Genomic DNA, 23354 nt, shown 5'->3' with positions numbered 1-23354 from the left:
TTTTAGATTTAACTTTATGTTTTTAAAATGATGAGAAGTTTCCTATTGTTTTATATATTTTGTTGGTCGTTCAACTTAGTTGCTCAAGATCCTCGATTGGCTCAACAATATTTTGTTGATGGTGAATATGAAAAAGCTGCCGTATTATTTCAAAGTTTATATCAAAAAAATCCATCGCAGGAATCTTTCTTTACTTATTATTTGAATTGTTTAACAGCCTTAGGAAGACAAGAAGAAAGTGAAAGTCTAATTAAAAAAGAAATTGCAAATCGACCTAAAGAAGCCAGTTTATATATTTTATACGGAAATCAATTCATTAAAAAAAATGAACTTGACAAAGCAGAAAAACAATTCAAACTTGCCATTGACAAATTGCAACCCGATGTAATCATGATTCACAAAGTTGCCAATGCATTTATTGATTTATCAAAATTTGATTTAGCCATAGACACCTATGAGAAAGGTGAAAAAATAATGAAGGGCCAAACCCATTTTACTTATAATTTGGCCGATCTCTATAGACGTAAAGGTGAATTAGATAAAATGCTCAACTATTATTTGGCCGGACTGGATGATGGAAGTGTAAATCTTTTGAGCCTACAAAATATACTTAATGCCTATTTACCTAAAGACAAACATAAAGATTTTCAGAGTCTGCTTTACGAAAAATTGAGTTCTAACCCAGACCAAGTTGCATATATTGAATTACTACTTTGGACTTTTATCCAATCTAAAGATTATTTAAATGCATTAAGACAAGCTAAAGCTTTAGATAAAAGACTCAATGAAAATGGAAATCGCGTATTCAATATTGGAAGCATTGCTGCCAATGATACGGATTATAAAACAGCCATTGATGCATTCACGTATGTGAGAGATAAAGGACCAATAGGTTCTTCCTATCTTGAAGCTTATCGACAGGTATTAATTTGTCGAAGAAAACAAATTGTCGAAAAAAATAATTACAATCAACAAGACCTCATTGCCCTCGAAACAGATTATGAAAATTTCAAAAAAGAATATTCTGGTAGTCGATTATCTGCACCTATCATAATCGAATATGCAGAATTGGAGAGTAGATATTTGAATCAATTAAATAAAGGAATTGCATTACTAGAAGAACTGATAAAAAACCCTGCCTTAGAGCCACATATTAAAGCTCAGGCAAAATTAGATTTAGCAGATTATTATTTAATACAAGGAGAACGCTGGGAAGCTACTTTGCTGTATTCACAAGTAGATAAAGATTTTCAAGAAGATCAATTGGGTGAATTAGCGCGATTTAAAAATGCACGCCTTTCCTATTTCGCTGGAGATTTTCAATGGGCTCAGGAGCAGTTTGATATACTTAAGCAAGCAACTTCTAAACTGATTAGCAATGATGCTATTGATATGTCCGTATTTATTTTGGATAATATCAATCAAGATACACTTGGAGAAGCTTTAACAGTCTATTCCCAAGCTGAATTAAATGTCTTACAAAATAAATACACAGAAGCACTCATACTATTAGATACTATTTTGTCCCAATTTCCAAAAAATAGTTTGTTAGATGACGTTCTGTTTCTACAAGCAAAAATTTTTGACCGCCAGAAAAGAACAGAGGACGCCATCAAAAAATATGAATTAATACTTCAAAATCATAAAGAAGAAATTCGAGCTGATAATGCTTTATTTGAAATGGCCAGAATTTATGAATATCAATTGGACCAAAAAGAAAAAGCGAAGGAACTTTATGAAAAACTATTTATAGATTTTAGCGGAAGCACTTTAGCTGTTGAGGCAAGAAAAAGATATCGCATATTACGCGGTGACCAAATCCAATAGCTTGAATACTTTTGATTAAGTTCATGTTACATGCAAACAAAACAAGAAATCGTAGAGAATTGGTTACCCAGATATACAGGTCTATCTTTAGATCAATTTGGGGATTATATCATACTGGTGAATTTCAGTCATTATGTTGAACTCTTTTCACAGTGGCATCAGGTCCCAATATTAGGCCAACATAGACCGATGCAGCATGCTACGGCAAATCGTATAACCATTATCAATTTTGGAATGGGAAGTCCAAACGCAGCAACGATAATAGATCTGCTTACAGCGATTATGCCGAAAGCTGTTTTGTTTTTGGGTAAATGCGGTGGCCTTAAATCAAAGAATGATGTAGGTGATTTAATATTACCCATTGCAGCAATAAGGGGAGAAGGAACATCCAATGATTATTTACCTCCGGAAGTCCCTGCATTACCCGCATTTGCTTTACAAAAAGCCATTTCAACATCAATTCGGGAACATGAATTGGACTATTGGACCGGAACTGTATACACCACCAATAGACGAGTATGGGAACATCGGATAGAATTCAAAAAATACCTTAGTGAAATAAGAGCTTCTGCAATTGATATGGAGACAGCAACAATATTTATTGCAGCTTTTAAAAATAAAATTCCAGCCGGAGCTTTACTTTTGGTTTCTGATATGCCAATGGCACCAGAAGGTGTAAAAACTGAAGCTAATGACAAAATCGTTACTGAAAAATTTGCAAACAATCATTTAAAAATTGGCATTGATTCGCTCCAAAAGCTTATTTCAAATGCACAAACTGTTAAACATCTAAGGTTTTAATTCCGTTGCATTTAATGATCTTTTTAGTGTTCCCTTTTCAGATCCATTTCAGTCTTTGGACCAACTAAAATAGGTACTAATTCTTCTTCAACATTAGACATTTCCAATCCAAAATCTTCATTCGCTGGAAGACTAAATCTTTTAATCATTCGATAGGCGCGCACCACCCAACGTTCAAAAGTACTTAATTCTGTATCTGCAGAGACACGAGTCATTAATAATATAAATTTGAAATCCGCCGGCATGTGATGTTTTTTCAAAGAAGGATATGGACTTTCAGTACTTACCTCACCTGATGCAACCAGTTGATCTACAATTTCATGAAACATGGTATTCACTCGATGTTCTACCTTGAATCCGAATTTTAAATGGATAAAAAAAATCTCTTTGGGTAAAATGGTATCCACATGAAAACTTTTTCCATAAGGTTCATCTGTGATATCCACATGAACAAACCAATATACATCAGCCCGTTTCGGACGCTTCCTCAAAATAGAATACATTATATTGGAATCGATTAATCGCCTGTCATTAGCTAAGGCCATATAAACTAAATGACTTGCCTCCTTAGGTATCGTCTGATCATCTTGCAAATCTTTGAGAACATTAATGTAATCCTTTAATTCTACGAATTTGGTGTGTTTATCCCTAATCTTCTGAGCTCGGTAGAGCACAAAAACCATCAAACTTCCTATAATAGCAATCAAAAAAGAAAACCACCCGCCATGTGGAAATTTTTCTAAATTAGAAATAAAGAATGTAAACTCAATGATAAATAATGATACTGTTAAAACCAAAGGCCAAAAAAAACTGTGAAGTTTAACCCGATAATAAAAACCTAATAAAAGGGTGGTCATCATCATATTTACAATAATGGCAAGCCCATATGCTGCCTCCATATTAGTAGCATTTTCAAAAATCAAAACAACTACAATACATCCAACCATTAAAAACCAGTTAATTCCTGGAATATATATTTGTCCTCTTAGGGTCGATGGAAAATTAACTTTCATTCTAAACCATAACCTGAGTTTCATGGCTTCATTGACTAAAGTAAATACCCCTGAGATTAAGGCCTGGCTAGCTATAATCGTAGAAAAAGCGGCAATACATATTCCAATGGGAAGAAACCAATCAGGCATTAAAGAATAAAATACACTTGTTCCGGTAGGCAATGCACTACCAAGTTTATTTGAAATCAACCATGCGGATTGCCCAAAATAACTTAGGACTAAAGCCACTAATACAAATGACCAGCTTACACGTACATTCTTTTTTCCACAATGTCCTAGATCTGAATATAAGGCTTCACCTCCTGTGGTGCATAGAAATACTGCACCTAAAATCCAAAACCCTTGAGGATAATTGACTAAAAGATTAAAACCATATTGTGGATTTATAGCTTTGAATATTTCAGGATGTTCTAAAATTTGTAGAAATCCTAAGGTCCCTATCATCCCAAACCAAACTAACATGACTGGGCCAAAAGTTTTTCCAACTATTTCTGTACCGACTTGCTGAAAAACAAATAATCCAATGAGTATTGCAATAACTATGGGCATAGTTTCGATGCTTGGATATAATATTTTCAAGCCCTCTATAGCGGAAGAAATTGATATAGCAGGAGTGATAAATCCGTCGGCAATCAATGTTGCACATCCTATAATTGCGGGATATATTAAAAATGAAGATTTGTATCTACGAACTAATGCATAAAGAGAGAAAATACCTCCTTCCCCCTTGTTGTCTGCGTTTAATGCCAAAATAACATACTTGAAGGTGGTAATTATTAATAAAGTCCAAAAAACACAAGACACACCTCCTAAAACTAACTCTTCTGAAATTACTTTTGTGCCAATAATAGCATTAATTACATATAGAGGAGAAGTACCTATATCACCAAAAATGATTCCTAAGGTAATTAAAAGACCTGCTAAACTTAACTTTTGATTGTGGCTCTGATGACTCATATACTTTGAAAAACTTTTACCATTGTTATTTTAGAACCTCCAAAGGTAATTATCACTAACTTAATGGTTTAATTTATTGGATACTAATTTTTTGAACGGATTAATAAATATACGTTTAGAAATACCACATTAGGCAGCTTTAAGATAAAACAAGACTATTCTGATTAAACAATATCTTTAATTCTGCCTGATTAAACAATATCTTTAATTCTGCCTGATTAAACAATATGTTCAAATTTTAGATGATTTGGAACTAATTCCCTTGTCCTAATGTTCTCTCTTTTTTTAACCACATAAATACAGCTTTTTACAATGAATTTAAACGAACTTTTTCAAAGTCAACTATCAGGAGGACTTTTGAATCAACTTGGAAATATTGCAGGTATTGAAAATCCTCAGCAAACAGAAACTGCTGCTCATGCTATTTTTTCTACCTTAATGGGAGCTATTGGTACCAATGCTTCCACACCTGACGGAGCCAATGCATTAAATAACGCATTGGAAAAGGATCATGATGGAAGTATATTAGACAATCTTTCGGGGTTCTTATCAGGTCAAAACGAAGCGCCAAATAGCAATATGCTAAATGGAGCTGGTATACTAGGCCATATACTGGGTTTTAAACAAGGAAATCTTGTTAATGCATTATCACAAAACACCAACCTTGATAGTGGAAAAATTCTAAAAATGATGATTACTCTGGCACCGGTTATTCTTGGTTTATTAGGAAAAGCAAAACAACAAACTGGAGCTGATGCTGGCGGCCTCACCAATATCATTGGATCTGTATTAGGTGGACAGACTGGTGGAAGTCCATTAATGGGTATTCTAACTAGTGTTCTAGACAAAAATAATGATGGAAATATGCTTGATGATATACTAGGAGGTGGCATTGGCGGTATGCTTGGAGGCCTTTTTGGAGGAAATAAATAAAATTAACTCGTTTTTGTAAATAATATAAAAATTAGAATGGGACCTTTGCGGTCCCTTTTTTATTTTCTAGATTAAGTTGTAAATTAATTAGTTTTCATACAATTTCCTTGATTCATTAAATCACATTAAAGCTGATTAAATTAGCTTCTATAGTTATATATTGATCAAATGCAGTAGGAAAGTACAACAAATTATTATATTTGACAATCAATCTATTGAACTCTTGTTTTAGATCTCATAGAAAAGGATAATTTAAAATATACGCCAAAAGAATATTTAAATGAAAAAGAGTTTATTGCTCTACCCAATAATTGTAGGGGCCCTTGTTTGTTTTATTGGATTAACCTTACACATTGGAAAAGATTGGCATACCAATCCCAAATCGAACCCTTCAAATCAGTCCTCAGATCAAGCCCTATTCAATCAGCAACATATCAATGACTTAAGTCCATACCAGATCATTGCAGATCAATTACTTAGTCAATTAAATAGTCCTTTTGTAATTCTGTTATTACAAATTTTAGCCATTCTGATCATATCAAAATTATTTGGATTCATTATCAAAAAGTTGGGCCAACCATCTGTGATCGGAGAAATGATTGCCGGAATATTTCTGGGTCCTTCATTAATTGGTTATTATTTTCCTGATATCTTTAATTTTCTTTTTCCTAAAAATTCATTCTCCAATCTTCAATTTTTAAGCCAGGTCGGATTGGTGTTTTTTATGTTTATCATCGGTATGGAATTAGATTTTGATCATCTAAAAAGTAAAGCAAAAAATGCTTTATTAATCAGTCATGTCAGTATTTTTTTTCCATTTCTTTTGGGTATTTGTATGTCATTTATTCTATTCAAAGAATTTGCACCTATGGATGTAAACTTTACTTCGTTTGCTCTATTTATGGGTATTTCAATAAGTATTACTGCTTTCCCAATTCTTGCAAGAATTTTACATGAACGCAAACTAACAAAAACTCCGCTTGGAGATTTAGCCATCACATGCGCTGCCATCGATGATGTGACTGCATGGTGTATCCTTGCTGCTGTTATTGCTATTGTGAGATCAAGTGGATTAGAAAGCGCCTTGTTTACATTTACCGTTTCCATATTATTTTTTATGATTATGTTTTATCTAATACGGCCCTGGATAAAAAAAATAAATAGTCGTGAAAATTTTGATCATAATCATAACAAATATTCAATCATCCTTGTGTTTATTATTTTAATACTATCAGCAAGTTTCACCGAAATAATAGGTATACACGCATTCTTTGGTGCTTTTGTTGCTGGTACAATCATGCCTCATCATTTAAATATTAAAACACTTCATTTAGAAAAATTAGAAGATGTTTCTACACTGGTCCTCTTACCGATTTTTTTTGCTTTCACAGGTTTACGAACCCAAATCAATTTGTTAAATGATGGTCATTTATGGATCACTTGTGGTTGGATTATATTAGTTGCCGTCATGGGTAAATTTGGGGGCAGTACATTAATTTCTAAAATAACCGGTCACCCATGGAAAGTTGCACTTTCTATAGGGGCACTTATGAATACACGTGGACTAATGGAACTAATTGTATTAAATATAGGATATGATTTAGGTATACTATCTCCTACGCTCTTTACCATTATGGTTATCATGGCACTGTTTACTACGATGATGACGGGTCCTCTATTAAATTTAATTAATTATTTATTTGCAAAGAAAAGTTTATTGTAGTTTGTTTTTTATTTACAACTCTAAACCTTTCAAGATCAAAAAATAATTTACTATTTGGTTTTTTTTTAAAAAAATCTTATTTATAACTTTGATATTTAAAGTTATTTCAAATATTTTATCGCAATTACCAAGGCGTGTGATTGCAAATATTTTGTCCTTACATCATGAAGGCAAGTAAATACTTTTTTCTTAATCCTTACTACCGAACTTAGATAATAGTCTCAACAATTCCAGATATAACCATACTAATGTAATGATCAATCCCATAGCCGCAAACCATTCCATATAGGATGGTAATCCTGCTTGTTCCCCTTTCTCAAAAAAATCAAAATCCAAAAGGAGATTTAATGAAGCGATCACTATGACTACAAGACTAAAACCAATACCAAGCATACCCGTACTATGTATCATAGGAATTTGAATGTTAAAAAAACTTAAAACCATTGAAACCAAATAAGTCAAAGCTATTGCCCCTGTTCCAATCATTATAACGGATCGTAATTTATTGGTGACTTTTATGAGACCTGATTTATATAAAAATAACATTAGAAAAAGTATGGCTATAGTGAGCGTTGTTGCCTGAAATACGATTCCGTTAAATGCAGAAGCATAAACTAATGATATCGTTCCAACAAATAAACCTTCAATTGCTGCATATATAGGTGCTATAATACCAGACCATTCTTTTTTGAAACTTGCCATAAGCACTAAAACAAATCCGATAATAGCTGCCGGCCATAAAAACATAGTGCTTGGAAACATCCATGATACAATTGCAGTCGCTAATAATATCAATCCCAAAATAATGGATTTGTTAACAGCTCCAGAACTGGTCATCGTAACACCTGACACACCTTGGACCTGTTCCAATAAAGAATCTTTTAAAATTGGATTTGAACTGGTATTAAAAAGTTTTAAGGCCATAAATATTTTTTTATTTCATGCAAATCTAATTCAATTCATTACAATTTGCAATCTTTTGAATTAAATTTATGATACTTAAAAAATCCTAATTCATTGAAACGCTACCATATGTAGCATGATCGACCTGTTCTTGCTTTCGATTTGCAGGATGAAAATTAAGTATGGTCTCTCTTAAATAATCATTATCAAGATGGGTATAAATTTCTGTGGTATTGATCGATTCATGACCAAGCATTTCTTGAACTGCTCTTAGGTTTGCGCCACCTTCAACTAAATGAGTAGCAAATGAATGTCTAAAAGTGTGAGGGCTGACAATTTTCTGAATCCCAGCTTTGGCAACACATTCTTTGACTGTCGTAAAAACACTGATTCTAGAAAGTTTTTTTCCAAATCGATTTAAGAATAAATAATCCTCATGTCCTTTAGCTATGGGAAGTCGATTCCGAAATCCGATTTTGTAAAAGTGAATTTGTTGTAAAGCCTGCTCTCCAATTGGCACCAATCGTTCCTTATTTCCCTTACCAATGACTTTCACGATTCCCAATTCTGGATATACATGACTCATTAATAATTCAGTTAATTCACTTACTCTCAATCCACATGCATATAGGGTTTCAATGATAGCCCGATCTCTGTGACCTTTGGAATCAGATAAATCAATATGTTGTAAGATTAATTCTATTTCTTCAATACCCAATACATCAGGAATATATTGTCCTAACTTAGGTCCTTCTAATAATTCTGTTGGATCATAAGTTATTACATCTTCAAGTAATAGAAATTTGTAAAAGGCTTTAATACCGCTAATCATTCTAGCCTGGGATCGTTCATCAAACTGAAACTCAAATAACCATTGGATATAGGATTCTAAATCTTCTAAACTTAACTCAAGGGGTCCTTTACCATCTAGCTTTAATTCAGCAAAAGAGGCTAATTTATTGGCATCTCTGCAATATGCTTGAATAGAATGGTCCGACATGGATCGCTCCAATTTTAAGTAGTGTTTAAATCCTTTGATTAATGATTGCCAATCCATACTGCAAATATACAATTAAAATATAATATATTATTAAAAATATTAATATGTAAAATGCCCTTAAAAAGGAATATATTTCGATTAAATTTGCAGGATGATGGATGCAAAAATATTAACCGAAAGTTATGCCATTAGCCTGGATCAAGCTGATGAACTCAAACATTTCAGATCGAAATTTCATATTCCTAAAACAAAAGAAGACAATGATTACAGGTACTTCTGTGGCAATTCCTTAGGCCTACAACCTATACAAGCCAGACAATTTATTAACAATGAAATGGATGATTGGGCAAGGTATGGTGTATTGGGTCATGAATTGGCCAAACATCCATGGGTTAAATATCACGAATTTTTGACCGAATATATGGCAGAAATCGTAGGGGCAAAACCCCTTGAAGTGGTGATCATGAACACACTTAGTGTAAACTTACATTTAATGATGGTCTCGTTTTATCGCCCCACTCCAAAACGCCACAAGATTCTCATAGAATACAGCGCATTTCCATCCGATCGATATGCAGTGGAATCTCAAATTAAATTTCATGGATTCGATCCTGCTTCGAGCTTAATTATTTTAACACCAGATCAGGAAGGTTCATCCTATATCTCTAAAGATAATATCAGGCAAACGATTGAGAAACATGGTGACACCATTGCATTGATACTTATTGGATCCGTAAATTATTATTCAGGACAAAGTTATCCTATCCCATACATTACTGAATTAGGACATAAACACGGCGCTTTAGTAGGGTTTGATCTGGCTCATGGTGCTGGAAATCTCCATTTACAATTGCACGATGACGGACCGGATTTTGCAGTGTGGTGTAGTTATAAATATTTAAATTCAGGACCAGGAGGATTAGCAGGGTGTTTTGTTCATGAACGGCATTCGAATAGCTTTGATATTCCAAGATTTGCAGGATGGTGGGGCCATGATAAAGTAAATCGTTTTAAAATGTCTCCTGAACTGAGGTTAATGCCTGGGGCAGAAGGTTGGCAACTCAGTAACCCACCCATACTTCCGATGGCCAGTCTATTGGCATCACTGGAAATATTTCATGAAGCCGGCATAGAAAGTTTACACCGGAAATCTCAACAAATGTCTCACTATTTAATTCAATTATTAAATACACTGGACCAAAAATGGTTTCGAATCATAAGCCCACTAGATCCAATTGAGCGAGGTTGCCAGGTTTCTATCCAATTGAAACATCCGGACAAAAGCATTTATCATCAACTCGATCAAAAAGGTATCATTGCAGATTGGCGTGAACCAGATGTTATTCGTGTTGCTGCAGTGCCTTTATATAATACATACGCTGATATCTTTTATTTGTATTCAAGTTTAAAAACCATTTTAGAAAACTATGAAAGCTAATCAAATTACAATAGCAGGAGCCGGATTGGTAGGAAGTTTATTGGGGTTACGCCTTGCGCAAAGAGGTTATGAGGTTCATCTATACGAATCACGTTCTGATATGCGCAAAGAGGCTATTTCAGCCGGAAGATCGATTAATCTTGCACTATCTGATCGCGGAATTACAGGATTAACGCTTGTCGGACTTGAGGAAGAAATTATGGCACATGCCATCCAAATGCACGGCCGAATGATTCATACCATTCAGAATGAATTACTGTTCCAGCCTTACAGCGAAAGACCAAATGAATGTATCAATTCGATTTCACGAAGGACTTTGAATGTCATGTTAATGGATGCTTTTGAAAAAATAAATCCCTCAAAGATTTATTTTAATCACAAACTGATTCATTGGGATCATGTGTCCGGGGATGCCACATTCCAAAGCGAGGATGGACATCAAATCATTGAAAACAATACTACCTTATTAGCCACAGACGGAGCCAATTCCGAAGCGCGAAAACGATTGATGCAATTAAGTACTCAGATACGATTTAATTATAGTCAGACCTTTCAGAATTATGGTTACAAAGAATTAACTATACCCCCAGGTATCAATGCTGCCTTCCAACTTGAAAAAAACGCCTTACACATTTGGCCACGTGGTCATTTTATGATGATCGCACTTCCTAATCCGGATGCTACTTTTACGGCAACTTTATTTTTACCCTATGAAGGTCCTGATAGTCTTCAGCAATTAAATACCAAATCCGATATTCAACAATACTTTGAAACTCACTTCAACGATGCAATACCTCTAATTCCGGAATTAAAAACCGAATTCTTTCACAATCCGACGGGTCATTTAAATTCTGTAAAATGTTCACCCTGGTATTATGAAGACAAACTGTTACTGGTAGGTGATGCGGCTCATGCCATTATTCCATTCTATGGTCAAGGCATGAATTGCGGCTTTGAAGATGTGGTTGTCCTTGATCAATTATTAGATCAACAATTAAGTGGTGAAGCATTATTTTCATCCTTTACCAAACTCCGTAAAAAAAGTACAGATGCTATTTCCGATTTAGCTGAAGATAATTTTGTTGAAATGAGAGATAAAGTTGGAGATCCTGTTTTTCAACAAAAGCGAAAAGTGGAACAAGCTTTAGAAAAAATGTTTCCACAATATTACTCTAAATATGCATTAGTTACTTTCAGGCCCGATGTGAGTTATTATGATGCTATGGTTAAAGGTAGAAAGCAAGATGATCTTTTGATGAAAATTTGTTCAGAAGGAGCTGAGATTTCAGCGGAGCAATTACCAGGTATCTATAAGCAACTTAATGAATTGGACTCAAAGTAACTATTACTTAAGCAATCATACAAAAATCAAAATATTATTTTGTTTAAGGTTTAATTCATATCCTTGAACAAGACCGAGCTTATGGTGGGATGATTCGCAAATAATTACAATTTATTTTATGCTAAATTAACATATTGTATAATTATTTTATACATAATCAACATAATTACAATGTATAATGAATAATATCTATGTTTCATGTAAAATTTTACATTTTATTCATTTTGAAGACGCTATTTTTCAACTAAATCGTTTTAATATTACGTCTGATTCGGAAAACAGAGGTTTTTTGAGTCTGTCTATGAATATTAGTTTTTATTCTATAAATTAGACATTTTTAAAATTAAATTTTGTAAATATTAATCTTTTAAAACGGTTAACTAAAATTTTATGAGCAATCAAAACGTAAATGCAGCTTCTAGTGGAAAGTTTAGTTCTTTATTCGCTTCCATTCTTATTCCTGTGGCTTTAGTTATAGGATACTTGATTTTCACCTTTGTATTGGGGAATCCAGGCAATTTTGAAGGTAATGATCCAACCAAACACCCACACCCGGGAAATTTATTAGGAATGATGTATAAAGGTGGTATTCTCGTGCCAATACTTATGGCCAACTTTATTATTGTTATTTGTGTCATCATTGAGCGTTTCATTACGTTGAATGTAGCTAGTGGCAAAGGGTCTATACCAAACTTCGTAAGAAAAGTAAAAGGACTGTTGGACAGCAATAATGTAGATGCTGCAATTACTGAATGTGATAAACAAAAGGGTTCAGTAGCTAATGTTATTCGCGAAGGATTACATAAGTATAAAGAAATGGGATCCAAGTCAGGATTAGATAAAGAACAAAAAGTACTTGCTATCCAAAAAGAAATAGAAGAAGCTACTTCATTAGAATTACCAATGTTGGAAAAAAACCTGGTTATATTGGCAACCATATCATCAGTGGCAACACTCTTAGGTCTATTGGGAACAGTATTCGGTATGATTCGTGCATTCTCGGCTATAGCAACTGCAGGAGCTCCGGATGCAGTAGCATTATCGAATGGTATTTCTGAAGCCTTAATTAATACTGCATTAGGTATTTCTTCTTCTGCAGTTTCAATTATAGCTTATAATTATTTTACTACTAAAATTGATGGTCTTACATATGGCATAGATGAAGCAGGATTTAGTATTGCACAAAACTTTGCAGCTAAACACGCTTAATTTATTTCATTGATCATCTAATCTATTAGATATGCCAAAGGTTAAAATACCTCGTAAAAGTACCGCAATAGACATGACTGCCATGTGTGATGTGGCTTTCTTATTGTTAACTTTTTTTATCCTAACCACTAAATTTCGGGCTGCTGAAGTTGTTCAGATCGATATACCTTCATCAACTGCCCGAATCCCGATTCCGGATAAGGATATCATGATGTTCAATATCGCTCCTGATGGGAGAATATTCTTTGGTCTGGATGATCAAATCACTCGATTGAAGTTATTGGATCGATTGGCAACTCAATATCAGTTGACCTTTACTCCAAAACAAAAAGATGCCTTCCGTACCTTGGAACTTTGGGGAATGGATATTAGAGCCTTACCTGCCTTTTTGGACAAAGAACCTAATGAACGAGCCAGTATACAACAGCCTGGACTAAAAATTGATACTACAGGTGGTGCTCAAATTGAAGATTTAATCTTGTTTTCAAGACAAGAAAATAATTTGTTGCGAATTGCCATTAAAGGTGATAAAACAACGGAATACAAATCATTTGATAAATTGATTGAAGCTTTACAAAACCGAAAAGTAAATAAGTTCAACATCATTACTTCGGCTCGTGCGGCAAAAGAATAATTTTAGGACCTATTCAATTAAATTATAAATAAAAAGTAAATCATGGCTGAAATGAATGTCCCCCAGGGGGGAGGTAAAAAGGGTCACAAAAAAGCTAGATCGAAGAAAATGTCTACCCGTGTGGATCTTACTGCTATGGTGGACTTGGGGTTCTTATTGATAACCTTCTTTATGTTGGCTACTACGTTTAACAAGCCAAAAACCATGGAAATCAATAAGCCTGCAAAAGATGATGATAAAAAAGTTGAAGAACCACCCATTAAAATGTCAAAAACCGTCAGCTTTATGTTGGGGAATAATGATAAAGTTTATTGGTATGTGTCTCCGGACGAAATTGATGCAACAACACAATTAGCTTTAGATAGCGTGGATTATAGCCCAACAGGGATTAGAAAAATCATTCAACTACGTCAAAATCAAGTCCAACAGCAATGGGGCAATAAAGAGGATTTATTCATCATGATTAAACCACTACCAAGTAGCAAATTAAAAAACACCGTGGATATCCTTGATGAAATGACCATTAACGGTGTAACTAGATATGCCATATTGCCAGTGACAGATCCTATTGATTCATTAGTCGCTTTAACTATCGGACAATCCAGAAAATAAAATGAGAACATTAAGAGTTTTATTCTATAATCAAAAAATCAATGAACCATGGCAAATAATGATGTGATAAAATACGGCATGGATGATATTGTATTCGAGAACCGCAATAAATCCTACGGTGCTTTTTTATTGAGAAGGCTCTATGATAAAAACATGTCTAAGGCCATGTTATTGGGTAGTTTATTTTTTGTGATTATGGTGTGCATGCCTATGATCATTCGTGTCGTCAAAGGAATGCTTCCGGATAAGAAAGATGAATTCGAATTAAAAGAAGTCACTTTGGCTGAGCCACCACCTATCGATCCTAAACAACCACCTCCACCGCCACCTCCAAAAGTAGATCCACCACCGATTAAAGATCAAATTAAATTTGTTCCTCCTAAGGTGAAAAAAGATGAAGAGGTTAAAGAAGAAGAACCACCTCCACCAACTGTTGAGGAGATTAAGGATAAAGATATAGCTACTGAAACTAAAAAAGGTGAAGAAGGCGGCGTCGATGCTTCATTAGTAGAACCACCTCCACCAGTAGTAGAAGAAGAAAAAAAAGAACCTGAAGTTTTTAATTTCGTTGAGCAGATGCCAGAATTTCCGGATGGTCCTGCGGCTATGATGAAATATATCCAATCGAATATGAAGTATCCTGCTATTGCCAGGGAGAATGATATTCAAGGTACCGTCGTAGTACAATTCGTAGTGGCTAAGGATGGCGATATCACTAAAGTCAATGTAGTTCGTGGTATAGGAGGAGGATGTGACGAGGAAGCTGTCCGAGTTGTAAAATCTATGCCTAATTGGAAATCAGGAAAACACAATGGTAAAGCAGTACCTGTAAACTTTACATTGCCTATTAAATTTAAGTTGGAAGGCTAAAATGTTTTCCATCAGGAAGATCTTTTTAATCTTATTAAGTCTTGCTTACTTAAGCTTGGGCTGCTTTCTATTAATCAAAAAAGTACTCAACGAATGGCCTTATGATCTTGCTTTGGGCATATTATTCCTTATATATGGATCTTGGCGATTGTATCGTGCCTTTTATCTAGACGTTTAATGGGCAAATCGATTCCTAATTAATTAAAGTGAGTCGTTTGACTTGTTTAGTTGTCAAAAAAAAAACCACCAGTACTGCTACTGATGGTTCTTTCTAATCCCTGTGGGAAAATCAATCCCGATTTTACAAAACGAAGCCAACTAAAACCAAATATCTCATTTATATAAAAGGTAAACGTCTTAGAATAAGTAAATGATTCACCAGATTTGTTAAAAAAAGCCTAAGGTTTTTTTTGATTTAATCTATCAAAAAACATGTATTTCACAGCAATTCAATATAATAAACTATAAATAAACCAATACTAAAATTATAATTTTAAAATTGGTCTAATTAAGTATAATTTCCAAATTATATTTTGAAATGAAATGTCAATGAACAGAGTTTATAGTATAATATTGATCTTCCTCAATTCCCAATTTCAATATATTCAAACCTTAAAGTGTAATATCATGAGAACGATACACAGATGATTGCAATACTTTTAGTAAACTATTATTGGTAAATGCTATAACTTATTATAAAAAAAGTCATGCAATTCAGCATTGCATGACTTAATAAAACCCATTTTACGTAATTATCTGAATTCCCGATCATGTCGTTCTCTATAAATAGAACGATCATTGCGATGTTTTAATCTTTTAAGTTCTTTACGTTCTCGTTTTGAAATTTTTCCATCACAAGCAGCCATCCGCTTAGCAATCCTAAATTCTCGTTGCTGATGGTGTAATCCTCTACATTCATTGGGTGTGAGATCGCCATGTCTATAACCATCTCTAATTCGCTCATGTTGTTGTTTTTGAGGTCTGCGCTCTCTGTGGAAAGCATCTTGTGCGCTTACATACGTTAATGAAACGACTAAAAGCATCAATACATTTAAAATCCTGTTTTTCATATTTTATATTTTTATTTGTTGATTGGACTGCAGGCATTTAAAAAAGATTAAGCTCCATTTTCTATTTAAGCCTTTTTTAACATTGGATATTATATATAATTAATTTATAATATGTTAAATTAAATGGGTAATTTTGCCCACAATATTAGAATTATGGACGAAAACTCAAACCCTATAGAATTTAAAGACAAGGATGAACATATCATCACTGTCGATGGAATGTATGAAGACTATTTTTTAGATTATGCATCTTATGTCATATTGGAACGTGCTGTTCCAGCTATTGAAGATGGACTAAAGCCCGTGCAGAGAAGGATTTTACACAGTATGTACGAAAAAGAGGATGGCAGGTATCATAAAGTGGCCAACCTGATTGGACACACAATGCAATTCCATCCACATGGCGATGCAGCCATTGGAGAAGCTATGGTTAATCTGGGTCAAAAAGAACTCATGATAGATTGCCAGGGAAACTGGGGCGATTACCGAACAGGTGACTCTGCAGCAGCTCCGAGATATATAGAAGCTCGGTTAACGAAGTTCGCCTTAGATGTTGCCTTCAACCCTCAAACTACGGAATGGCAATTATCTTACGATGGACGCAATAAAGAACCTGAGGCCCTTCCTATGAAATTTCCGTTGCTTCTGGCCCAGGGTGTAGAAGGTATTGCAGTAGGTCTCTCTACAAAAATTCTTCCCCACAATTTTATTGAACTCATAAAGGCCTCTATTCAATTGCTTAAAGGTAAAAAAATTGAAATTTATCCAGACTTTGAAACGGGAGGATCCATAAATGTATCAGAATACCAACAAGGTCATCGCGGTGGCAAAGTAAAAATCCGGGCTAAAATAGAAGTGGAAGATAAAAAATGGTTGGTTATCCGCGAACTACCTTTTTCAGTTACCACAACGACACTCATTGATTCTATCGTCAAGGCAGCTGAAAAAGGAAAAATTAAAATTAAACAGGTATCTGATAATACAGCTAAAGACGTTGAGATTAGGATAGAATTACAGCCCGGAGTTTCACCGGAAGTTAGTATTGATGCATTGTATGCTTTTACCAGTTGTGAGGTATCTATATCTCCAAATGCGTGCGTCATTGTAAAGGACAAACCCCTATTTCTTAATGTACAAGAAATATTACGAATTTCAACTGAACACACTAGAGATTTATTACAACAAGAACTTCAAATAAAAAAAGACGAACTTCTTGAAAAATGGCATCTAACTTCACTTGAAAAAATATTTATCGAACAAAGAATCTATCGCGACATAGAAGAATGTACCAATTGGGAACAAGTGGTGAGCGCTATCGATTCCGGTTTAAAAAAATACATTATCACGCCTTCTATGAACATAAAAGGTGCTGATAAAAGAGCTCGATTAAATCGTGAAATAACATTAGAAGACATCACGCATCTAACTGAAATTCGGATTAAACGGATTTCAAAATATAATAAATTTCAAACGGATGAACAATTAAAAAATCTAGAATCTGATATCAAACAAGTTCAACATGATTTAGATCATATCATTGAATTTGCAATTGCATATTTCGAACGCCTGCTAACAAAATATGGAAAAGGACGCGAACGAAAAACGCGCATTCTGGAATTCGAATCCATACAGGCCACCCAGGTGGTTGCTAATAATTCGAAATTGTATGTAAACAGAGTAGATGGATTTATTGGTAATGGTTTGAAGAAAGATGAATTTGTAAAAGAATGTTCCGACATTGATGACATCATCGTTTTTAGAAATGATTCCAAATTTGTGGTGAGCAGAATTGCTGAAAAAACATTTGTAGGCAAGGATATTATTCATGTAGATGTCTGGAAAAAAAATGATGAACGTACTACTTATAATGTAGTTTACCTAGATGGTGAAACCGGGCGTGCTATGGCTAAACGATTCAATGTAACGGCCATTACCAGAGATAAAGAATATGAATTATCCAAAGGCCATCCCAAATCCAAGGTACTTTATTTTTCAGTCAATCCAGATGGTGAAGCTGAAAAAATTACCATACAATTGACTACAGGATGTTCCGCTAAAATCAAACAATTTGATTTTGATTTTGCATCCATAGAAATCAAAGGAAGAAGTTCACTAGGTAATATTATTACTAAATATCCCGTTCGCAAAATTACATTAAAAGAAAAAGGGCTTTCGACTCTGGGATCCCAATCCATATGGTATGATGAAAACACAGGACGTCTTAATACCGAAGAACGCGGTAAATTAATAGGTGGATTGAACAAAGGAGATCAAATCCTCAGCTGTTATAAAAACGGTACTTACGAAATCACAGAATACGATCTGAACAACCGATATGCTTATGAAGATTTGATCTTAATCGAAAAGTTCAATCCCAACACCATACTTTCTGTCATTTACTTTGAAGGTGATAAAAAATGGGCTATGGCTAAACGTTTCAAGATCGAAACGACTTCCTTCGGAACCAAATTCAATTTTATATCTGAACATAAGGACTCCAAATTATATTTTGTTTCCACTCATGCCAATCCAGAAGTGTTATTCTCATACAAACGTAAAAATGAACGCTTTGATGAAATATTAACCTTACGTGAATTTGTGGATGTAAAAGGTTGGAAAGCCATTGGCAATAAAATAGAAGATGTACCACTAATTAAAGTTGTAGATCAATCTAAAACCATGGTAAGTAAACCTACAGAGTCTAAAAAAACCTATAAACCGGGAGAAACTTTAGATTTTGATTAGAAAAAAATATTGAATTTTATAATAAAAAACAGCTGTTTATAGCATTGAATTTATAAATGGATTTGTTGTTATGAATTCATTAGATTAAAAAATGAATCCATTTAAATTTTTGATCCATTCAAAAACTTCAATGAATTGTTTTTAACATTTTTTAAATTTGATAAACGAATAAAAAATTAAAAATTATAGATGAATCAATCAGATCGTTTTATCGTTACAGGAGGCAACCAATTAAAAGGCGAATTAACACCTCAAGGTGCAAAAAATGAGGCCTTACAAATATTATGTGCTACGCTACTAACAGAAGAGGAAGTACACATTCATAATTTACCAGATATTCTTGATATCAGGCATTTGATTGAATTGCTTCAGGGCCTTGGTATTAAAGTAACAAAACATTCAAGTCACAGTTATACTTTTTGTGCGAAGGATGTCGATTTGGATTATTTTGGAACTCGCGAATTTCAATCCAATGCGAGAAAAATAAGGGGCTCAGTTATGTTATTAGCTCCACTGTTAGCCAGATATAAAAAAGCTGTACTTCCAAAACCAGGAGGCGATAAAATAGGTCGCAGACGATTAGATACTCATTTTCTTGGACTACAAAAATTGGGTGCCTCCTTTGATTATGATGATGACACCAATCAATTTAATATTCAAGCTGATAAATTGACCGGAGCATATATCCTCATGGATGAAATTTCTGTTACCGGAACAGCAAATGTGGTAATGGCCGCAGTCTTGGCTAAGGGAACTACACAATTGTACAATGCAGCATGTGAACCCTACCTTCAACAATTGTGTAATATGCTCAATCGTATGGGTGCGAAAATATCAGGGATAGGATCAAATTTACTTCTCATAGAAGGTGTAGAAAAACTTTCGGGAACTACACATACCCTACTTCCTGATATGATTGAGATTGGAAGTTTTATCAGTTTAGCAGCCATGACACAATCTGATCTTCGAATTAAGAATGCCCGTGTCGATCAGCTGGGAATTATTCCTTTTGTTTTTGAGCGTATGGGTGTGAAATTGATATTTGAACAAGATGATATTATTGTTCCTGCACAAGAAGAATATGAAATTCAAAGTTTCATGGATGGATCTATCATGACCATATATGATGCTCCATGGCCAGGGTTTACGCCTGATTTAATGAGTGTTATTTTAGTATTAGCTATACAGGCTAAAGGCAATGTTCTTATTCATCAGAAAATGTTTGAATCCCGATTATTTTTTGTCGATAAGTTAATAGATATGGGTGCACAAATTATACTTTGTGATCCACATCGCGCAGCAGTTAATGGATTAAATCGCAAATATCCATTACGCGGTATCGAAATGACTTCTCCAGATATTCGTGCGGGAGTTGCTTTACTCATTGCCGCGCTTTCAGCGACCGGTACAAGTATTATTAACTCCATTCACCAAATCGATCGTGGCTATGAACGTATTGATGAACGGTTAAATGCCATCGGAGCAAGAATAGAGCGTCAGTAATTAAAAATCCATTCGTTTACGATCTAAATTCATTCTTACGCCACCCTGGAACCAATAAGTTAATGAAGGTTCTTTATTCAGTTTAGTATTGCGTATACCGCCATCTATATCCAACCATATGTTATGCCATAATGCGTAAGAAATATTCAACTCTAAATGCGTTAAAAATCGCATTTCTCCTTGGCCAATTACATTATTAAAATCAGCATTATGGCTAATATTTGGTTTTAAAATATTACCTCCAAAATTATTTTCTAAGGTATCTAATCCTTTTGTAGAAATAAAATTCCTGGATTGCAAAAACCATCTTTTTCCAAGTCGGTAATCCAATTTGATCACCCATTCTTTAAAATTAGAACCCAGTGGATGAGCCAGTGCCTGGTGATTGTGAGCATAATTAGCCGTACTATCTCTAAATGAATAAGTATATGGTCTGACCAGATTTAATTCTGTTAAAAGATTTAAATTTTTAATGGATGCTACATTTACATATTTAAAACCTAATTGTATACCATATTTATTTGCCCACCAACCTTGATTATCTATGATCACTTGCTTTAATACGAATTCATCTAAAATGATTTGTCCGTACAATCGAATAGATTTAAAAAGATCTAAATTAGAATGTAAGCCTATCATAACATTATCCGGACTCCCTACTGCTTGTTCGACAGATCTATATAAAATAATGGGGTTCAGATATTGAAATTCAAAATTCTTTTTTCTTGAAAATACGATGGATTCAAATAAACCTACATTCCACTTTTTGGTCACATTGTAACTCAAATAATGTGCAGCTAAATATTTCTTACTTAGCAGTCGATCCGCATCATCAAAATATTTGCTCTCCGAAGTCAATTCACTAAAACAATTTAAATAATTGACCCGACCAATAGTTGTAAGCAACTTAAGATAAAAGTGTGGTGCAGAAAAATCAGATAAAAATAAGCTGCGTTCACCTGAACCAATAAATTGGCGACCATGACCAAAACTGATATCTATATGTTTAGATGCTTTAAAATGAATATCAGCCTCTGCAATTAAATAATCGTATCCATGTTGGATTCCAAATAATTTACTTTTATATGGTTTAAGAAATCCAGCACCGGGCAGGGTTCTTTGTTCCTCAACATAATCATTGACATAAGATAAAAAGGTGGATTGAGATTCAATAAGTTCAGTTGTAAAAAAGACCTTATTATCAATACCTCCCTGAATTCGAATTCCTCTGCGATTCATCAATAAAGGATCCGCTCGATCTTTTTCAAATCCCCATTTCAAATCTAATAATGGGTTGATATTAAAATATCCAGACTTTCCATGGTAGGCTATAAAATAGGCTGGTACAGGATAAATATATTTGAGCAATGATGTTCTTTTATTGTTATAATTTATATCGTTAGGATTTGAATCCGAGTGATAAACAATATAATTTGCATTTTCTTTAATTAAATACCTAATGCCAATCTGATTTGAGCCCAAAGGCGATCTTTTTGTTGAATCATTGAGTATGTCTTTAAGGAGTACGTCCTGATACATTGGTCTGATACTTGTGTGATGTTTCCATAAATATCCATTCGATATTTCTTCACTCGAAAGTATGGAATGGTAGTATTCATTTAAATGTATAAGATTATCTTGTGCAATAATCCAATGACTACAAATAAATAAACCCAAAAGCCATAACTTCTTCATGCATTATACTTTAAAGGCCAATAAATTGTTTTTGATCCATGAATCAAAGCGAATCTTATTAAAACATTCAATTTCTATTGGCATAGCATAAATAACTATTTGATGTTTTTCAAATAAACTGGAATGGAGCATTAATCTGGTGGCGTCTTTCTCAGTAGTCAATATCATTTTATTAGAATGTGAAATGGCCAAATACTTTTGAATAATTACATTTAATTCCACTTCATCAAAGTAATGATGATCCTCATAAATAAATTCTGTTAATGCACCCACCTGCGGTCTAATAAAATCGGTTAAATAATCAGATTGAGCAATGGCGCTAATCAGAAAAATATGCAATGAAGGATTGAGCAAATACACTTGCTCCCGGTTAAAAATATTGTATGGCTGCAAATATTTTATACCGGTAAAAAAAAGTTGCTGGCGTTCTTGCAAACGTAATTTTTTTCTCCAAATGAATTCTTCGTCCGGAGTTGGACTATGAGGACATTTGGTCACAATGACTATATCTGCACGACGAGCTCCATAGCGCCATTCTCTAAGTCGTCCACCCGGTAAAAGATAATCTTCAGAATAAGGGTGTGCGTATTCTGTTAATAAAATACTTAATGAAGGAGTAACTTCTAAATGCTGAAAAGCATCATCCAACAAAATGACTTTTATTTCAGGATGTTGACTCAATAATTTAGGTATTCCAGTAGATCTATTTTTATTTACAGCGAAAGGAACATGCGGAAATTTTCTTTTAATCTGCACAGGTTCATCACCAACATCTTCTACAGTATGTGAAAGGTTAAGCAGTATATGTCCCACTGTTTTTCTTTTATATCCTCTGCTTAACACACCTACTGGCATATAAGCTTCAAGCAATCTAATGAGATACTCAATATGGGGAGACTTCCCAGTGCCACCAACAGATAAATTTCCAATACTAATGACCGGAATATTAAATTTAATGGATTTTAATAAACCGGATTGAAAAAGACTTTGATAAAAACTAACACCTATACCGTATAGGAATGAAAAAGGGGCTAAGAAAAATGCAGTAACTTTATTCAATTAAAAAATAATATTAATAG

The 23354-nt window shown here is 34.0% G+C and carries 18 protein-coding genes; 12 read left to right on the top strand and 6 right to left on the bottom strand.

Going from position 1 to position 23354, the window contains the following annotated elements; all coding sequences use genetic code 11:
• Positions 1–30: 30 nt before the first annotated feature.
• Both IPK88_09815 and IPK88_09810 read left to right on the top strand, forming a co-directional pair.
• Complete coding sequence (locus tag IPK88_09815) at positions 31–1827, top strand: tetratricopeptide repeat protein (protein ID MBK8243709.1); 1797 nt, start codon at positions 31–33, stop codon at positions 1825–1827.
• Between the two features lie 30 nt (positions 1828–1857).
• Positions 1858–2628, top strand: coding sequence for an AMP nucleosidase (locus IPK88_09810; GenBank protein ID MBK8243708.1), 771 nt, complete (start codon positions 1858–1860; stop codon positions 2626–2628).
• A 23-nt stretch (positions 2629–2651) separates the two neighbouring features.
• Here the strand turns inward: IPK88_09810 and IPK88_09805 are convergent, their stop codons facing one another.
• The gene (locus IPK88_09805; protein MBK8243707.1) at positions 2652–4598 is read right to left on the bottom strand and encodes a KUP/HAK/KT family potassium transporter; all 1947 of its coding nucleotides are present in this window, start codon (positions 4596–4598) and stop codon (positions 2652–2654) included.
• A 312-nt stretch (positions 4599–4910) separates the two neighbouring features.
• Between IPK88_09805 and IPK88_09800 the strand changes: the two genes are divergently transcribed.
• Both IPK88_09800 and IPK88_09795 read left to right on the top strand, forming a co-directional pair.
• Positions 4911–5531 carry a DUF937 domain-containing protein gene (locus IPK88_09800; protein ID MBK8243706.1) on the top strand — a complete coding sequence of 207 codons (621 nt, stop codon included), beginning with the start codon at positions 4911–4913 and terminating at the stop codon, positions 5529–5531.
• A 280-nt stretch (positions 5532–5811) separates the two neighbouring features.
• Positions 5812–7254 carry a cation:proton antiporter gene (locus tag IPK88_09795; GenBank protein MBK8243705.1) on the top strand — a complete coding sequence of 481 codons (1443 nt, stop codon included), beginning with the start codon at positions 5812–5814 and terminating at the stop codon, positions 7252–7254.
• Positions 7255–7443: 189 nt separating this feature from the next.
• Here the strand turns inward: IPK88_09795 and IPK88_09790 are convergent, their stop codons facing one another.
• A complete protein-coding gene (locus IPK88_09790; GenBank protein ID MBK8243704.1) occupies positions 7444–8178 on the bottom strand; it encodes a Bax inhibitor-1/YccA family protein in 735 nt (244 codons plus the stop codon).
• 85 nt (positions 8179–8263) lie between these two features.
• Positions 8264–9214 carry a tyrosine recombinase XerD gene (locus IPK88_09785; protein ID MBK8243703.1) on the bottom strand — a complete coding sequence of 317 codons (951 nt, stop codon included), beginning with the start codon at positions 9212–9214 and terminating at the stop codon, positions 8264–8266.
• Between the two features lie 97 nt (positions 9215–9311).
• On the opposite strand from IPK88_09785, the gene kynU reads away from it, so the two are divergent.
• From kynU to IPK88_09755, 6 genes are all read left to right on the top strand, one after another.
• On the top strand, positions 9312–10595 hold the full coding sequence (gene kynU / locus IPK88_09780; protein MBK8243702.1) for a kynureninase: 1284 nt from the start codon (positions 9312–9314) through the stop codon (positions 10593–10595).
• On the top strand, positions 10585–11937 hold the full coding sequence (locus IPK88_09775) for an FAD-dependent monooxygenase (protein MBK8243701.1): 1353 nt from the start codon (positions 10585–10587) through the stop codon (positions 11935–11937). Before kynU ends, IPK88_09775 begins: the two co-directional genes overlap by 11 nt.
• Positions 11938–12327: 390 nt before the next feature.
• Positions 12328–13146 carry a MotA/TolQ/ExbB proton channel family protein gene (locus tag IPK88_09770; protein ID MBK8243700.1) on the top strand — a complete coding sequence of 273 codons (819 nt, stop codon included), beginning with the start codon at positions 12328–12330 and terminating at the stop codon, positions 13144–13146.
• A 31-nt stretch (positions 13147–13177) separates the two neighbouring features.
• Entirely contained in the window at positions 13178–13780 is a 603-nt protein-coding gene (locus tag IPK88_09765) for a biopolymer transporter ExbD (protein MBK8243699.1), read from the top strand.
• A 42-nt stretch (positions 13781–13822) separates the two neighbouring features.
• The gene (locus IPK88_09760) at positions 13823–14392 is read left to right on the top strand and encodes a biopolymer transporter ExbD (GenBank protein ID MBK8243698.1); all 570 of its coding nucleotides are present in this window, start codon (positions 13823–13825) and stop codon (positions 14390–14392) included.
• 78 nt (positions 14393–14470) lie between these two features.
• Positions 14471–15262, top strand: coding sequence for an energy transducer TonB (locus IPK88_09755; GenBank protein MBK8243697.1), 792 nt, complete (start codon positions 14471–14473; stop codon positions 15260–15262).
• Positions 15263–16014: 752 nt separating this feature from the next.
• Here IPK88_09755 and IPK88_09750 read toward each other — a convergent pair.
• Entirely contained in the window at positions 16015–16332 is a 318-nt protein-coding gene (locus tag IPK88_09750) for a hypothetical protein (GenBank protein MBK8243696.1), read from the bottom strand.
• A gap of 153 nt (positions 16333–16485) precedes the next feature.
• Here IPK88_09750 and IPK88_09745 point away from each other — a divergent pair, with 153 nt between their 5' ends.
• Both IPK88_09745 and murA read left to right on the top strand, forming a co-directional pair.
• A complete protein-coding gene (locus IPK88_09745; protein MBK8243695.1) occupies positions 16486–19077 on the top strand; it encodes a DNA gyrase/topoisomerase IV subunit A in 2592 nt (863 codons plus the stop codon).
• A 189-nt stretch (positions 19078–19266) separates the two neighbouring features.
• The gene (gene murA, locus IPK88_09740; protein ID MBK8243694.1) at positions 19267–20580 is read left to right on the top strand and encodes a UDP-N-acetylglucosamine 1-carboxyvinyltransferase; all 1314 of its coding nucleotides are present in this window, start codon (positions 19267–19269) and stop codon (positions 20578–20580) included.
• Here the strand turns inward: murA and IPK88_09735 are convergent, their stop codons facing one another.
• Both IPK88_09735 and lpxK read right to left on the bottom strand, forming a co-directional pair.
• Positions 20581–22275 carry a hypothetical protein gene (locus IPK88_09735; protein ID MBK8243693.1) on the bottom strand — a complete coding sequence of 565 codons (1695 nt, stop codon included), beginning with the start codon at positions 22273–22275 and terminating at the stop codon, positions 20581–20583.
• Positions 22276–22278: 3 nt separating this feature from the next.
• A complete protein-coding gene (gene lpxK / locus IPK88_09730) occupies positions 22279–23334 on the bottom strand; it encodes a tetraacyldisaccharide 4'-kinase (GenBank protein MBK8243692.1) in 1056 nt (351 codons plus the stop codon).
• Positions 23335–23354: the final 20 nt, after the last annotated feature.

Origin of the sequence: Candidatus Defluviibacterium haderslevense (assembly GCA_016712225.1) — a bacterium.
GTDB classification, from domain to species: domain Bacteria; phylum Bacteroidota; class Bacteroidia; order Chitinophagales; family Saprospiraceae; genus Vicinibacter; species Vicinibacter haderslevensis.
This window is presented reverse-complemented; position numbering and strand designations above follow the sequence as displayed.

Excerpts from the sequence above, each read along its gene's own strand:
- IPK88_09815 (MBK8243709.1), top strand. The coding sequence starts at position 31 with ATGAGAAGTTTCCTATTGTTTTATATATTTTGTTGGTCGTTCAACTTA.
- IPK88_09810 (MBK8243708.1), top strand. The coding sequence starts at position 1,858 with ATGCAAACAAAACAAGAAATCGTAGAGAATTGGTTACCCAGATATACA.
- IPK88_09805 (MBK8243707.1), bottom strand. The coding sequence starts at position 4,598 with ATGAGTCATCAGAGCCACAATCAAAAGTTAAGTTTAGCAGGTCTTTTA.
- IPK88_09800 (MBK8243706.1), top strand. The coding sequence starts at position 4,911 with ATGAATTTAAACGAACTTTTTCAAAGTCAACTATCAGGAGGACTTTTG.
- IPK88_09795 (MBK8243705.1), top strand. The coding sequence starts at position 5,812 with ATGAAAAAGAGTTTATTGCTCTACCCAATAATTGTAGGGGCCCTTGTT.
- IPK88_09790 (MBK8243704.1), bottom strand. The coding sequence starts at position 8,178 with ATGGCCTTAAAACTTTTTAATACCAGTTCAAATCCAATTTTAAAAGAT.
- IPK88_09785 (MBK8243703.1), bottom strand. The coding sequence starts at position 9,214 with ATGGATTGGCAATCATTAATCAAAGGATTTAAACACTACTTAAAATTG.
- kynU (MBK8243702.1), top strand. The coding sequence starts at position 9,312 with ATGGATGCAAAAATATTAACCGAAAGTTATGCCATTAGCCTGGATCAA.
- IPK88_09775 (MBK8243701.1), top strand. The coding sequence starts at position 10,585 with ATGAAAGCTAATCAAATTACAATAGCAGGAGCCGGATTGGTAGGAAGT.
- IPK88_09770 (MBK8243700.1), top strand. The coding sequence starts at position 12,328 with ATGAGCAATCAAAACGTAAATGCAGCTTCTAGTGGAAAGTTTAGTTCT.
- IPK88_09765 (MBK8243699.1), top strand. The coding sequence starts at position 13,178 with ATGCCAAAGGTTAAAATACCTCGTAAAAGTACCGCAATAGACATGACT.
- IPK88_09760 (MBK8243698.1), top strand. The coding sequence starts at position 13,823 with ATGGCTGAAATGAATGTCCCCCAGGGGGGAGGTAAAAAGGGTCACAAA.
- IPK88_09755 (MBK8243697.1), top strand. The coding sequence starts at position 14,471 with ATGGATGATATTGTATTCGAGAACCGCAATAAATCCTACGGTGCTTTT.
- IPK88_09750 (MBK8243696.1), bottom strand. The coding sequence starts at position 16,332 with ATGAAAAACAGGATTTTAAATGTATTGATGCTTTTAGTCGTTTCATTA.
- IPK88_09745 (MBK8243695.1), top strand. The coding sequence starts at position 16,486 with ATGGACGAAAACTCAAACCCTATAGAATTTAAAGACAAGGATGAACAT.
- murA (MBK8243694.1), top strand. The coding sequence starts at position 19,267 with ATGAATCAATCAGATCGTTTTATCGTTACAGGAGGCAACCAATTAAAA.
- IPK88_09735 (MBK8243693.1), bottom strand. The coding sequence starts at position 22,275 with ATGAAGAAGTTATGGCTTTTGGGTTTATTTATTTGTAGTCATTGGATT.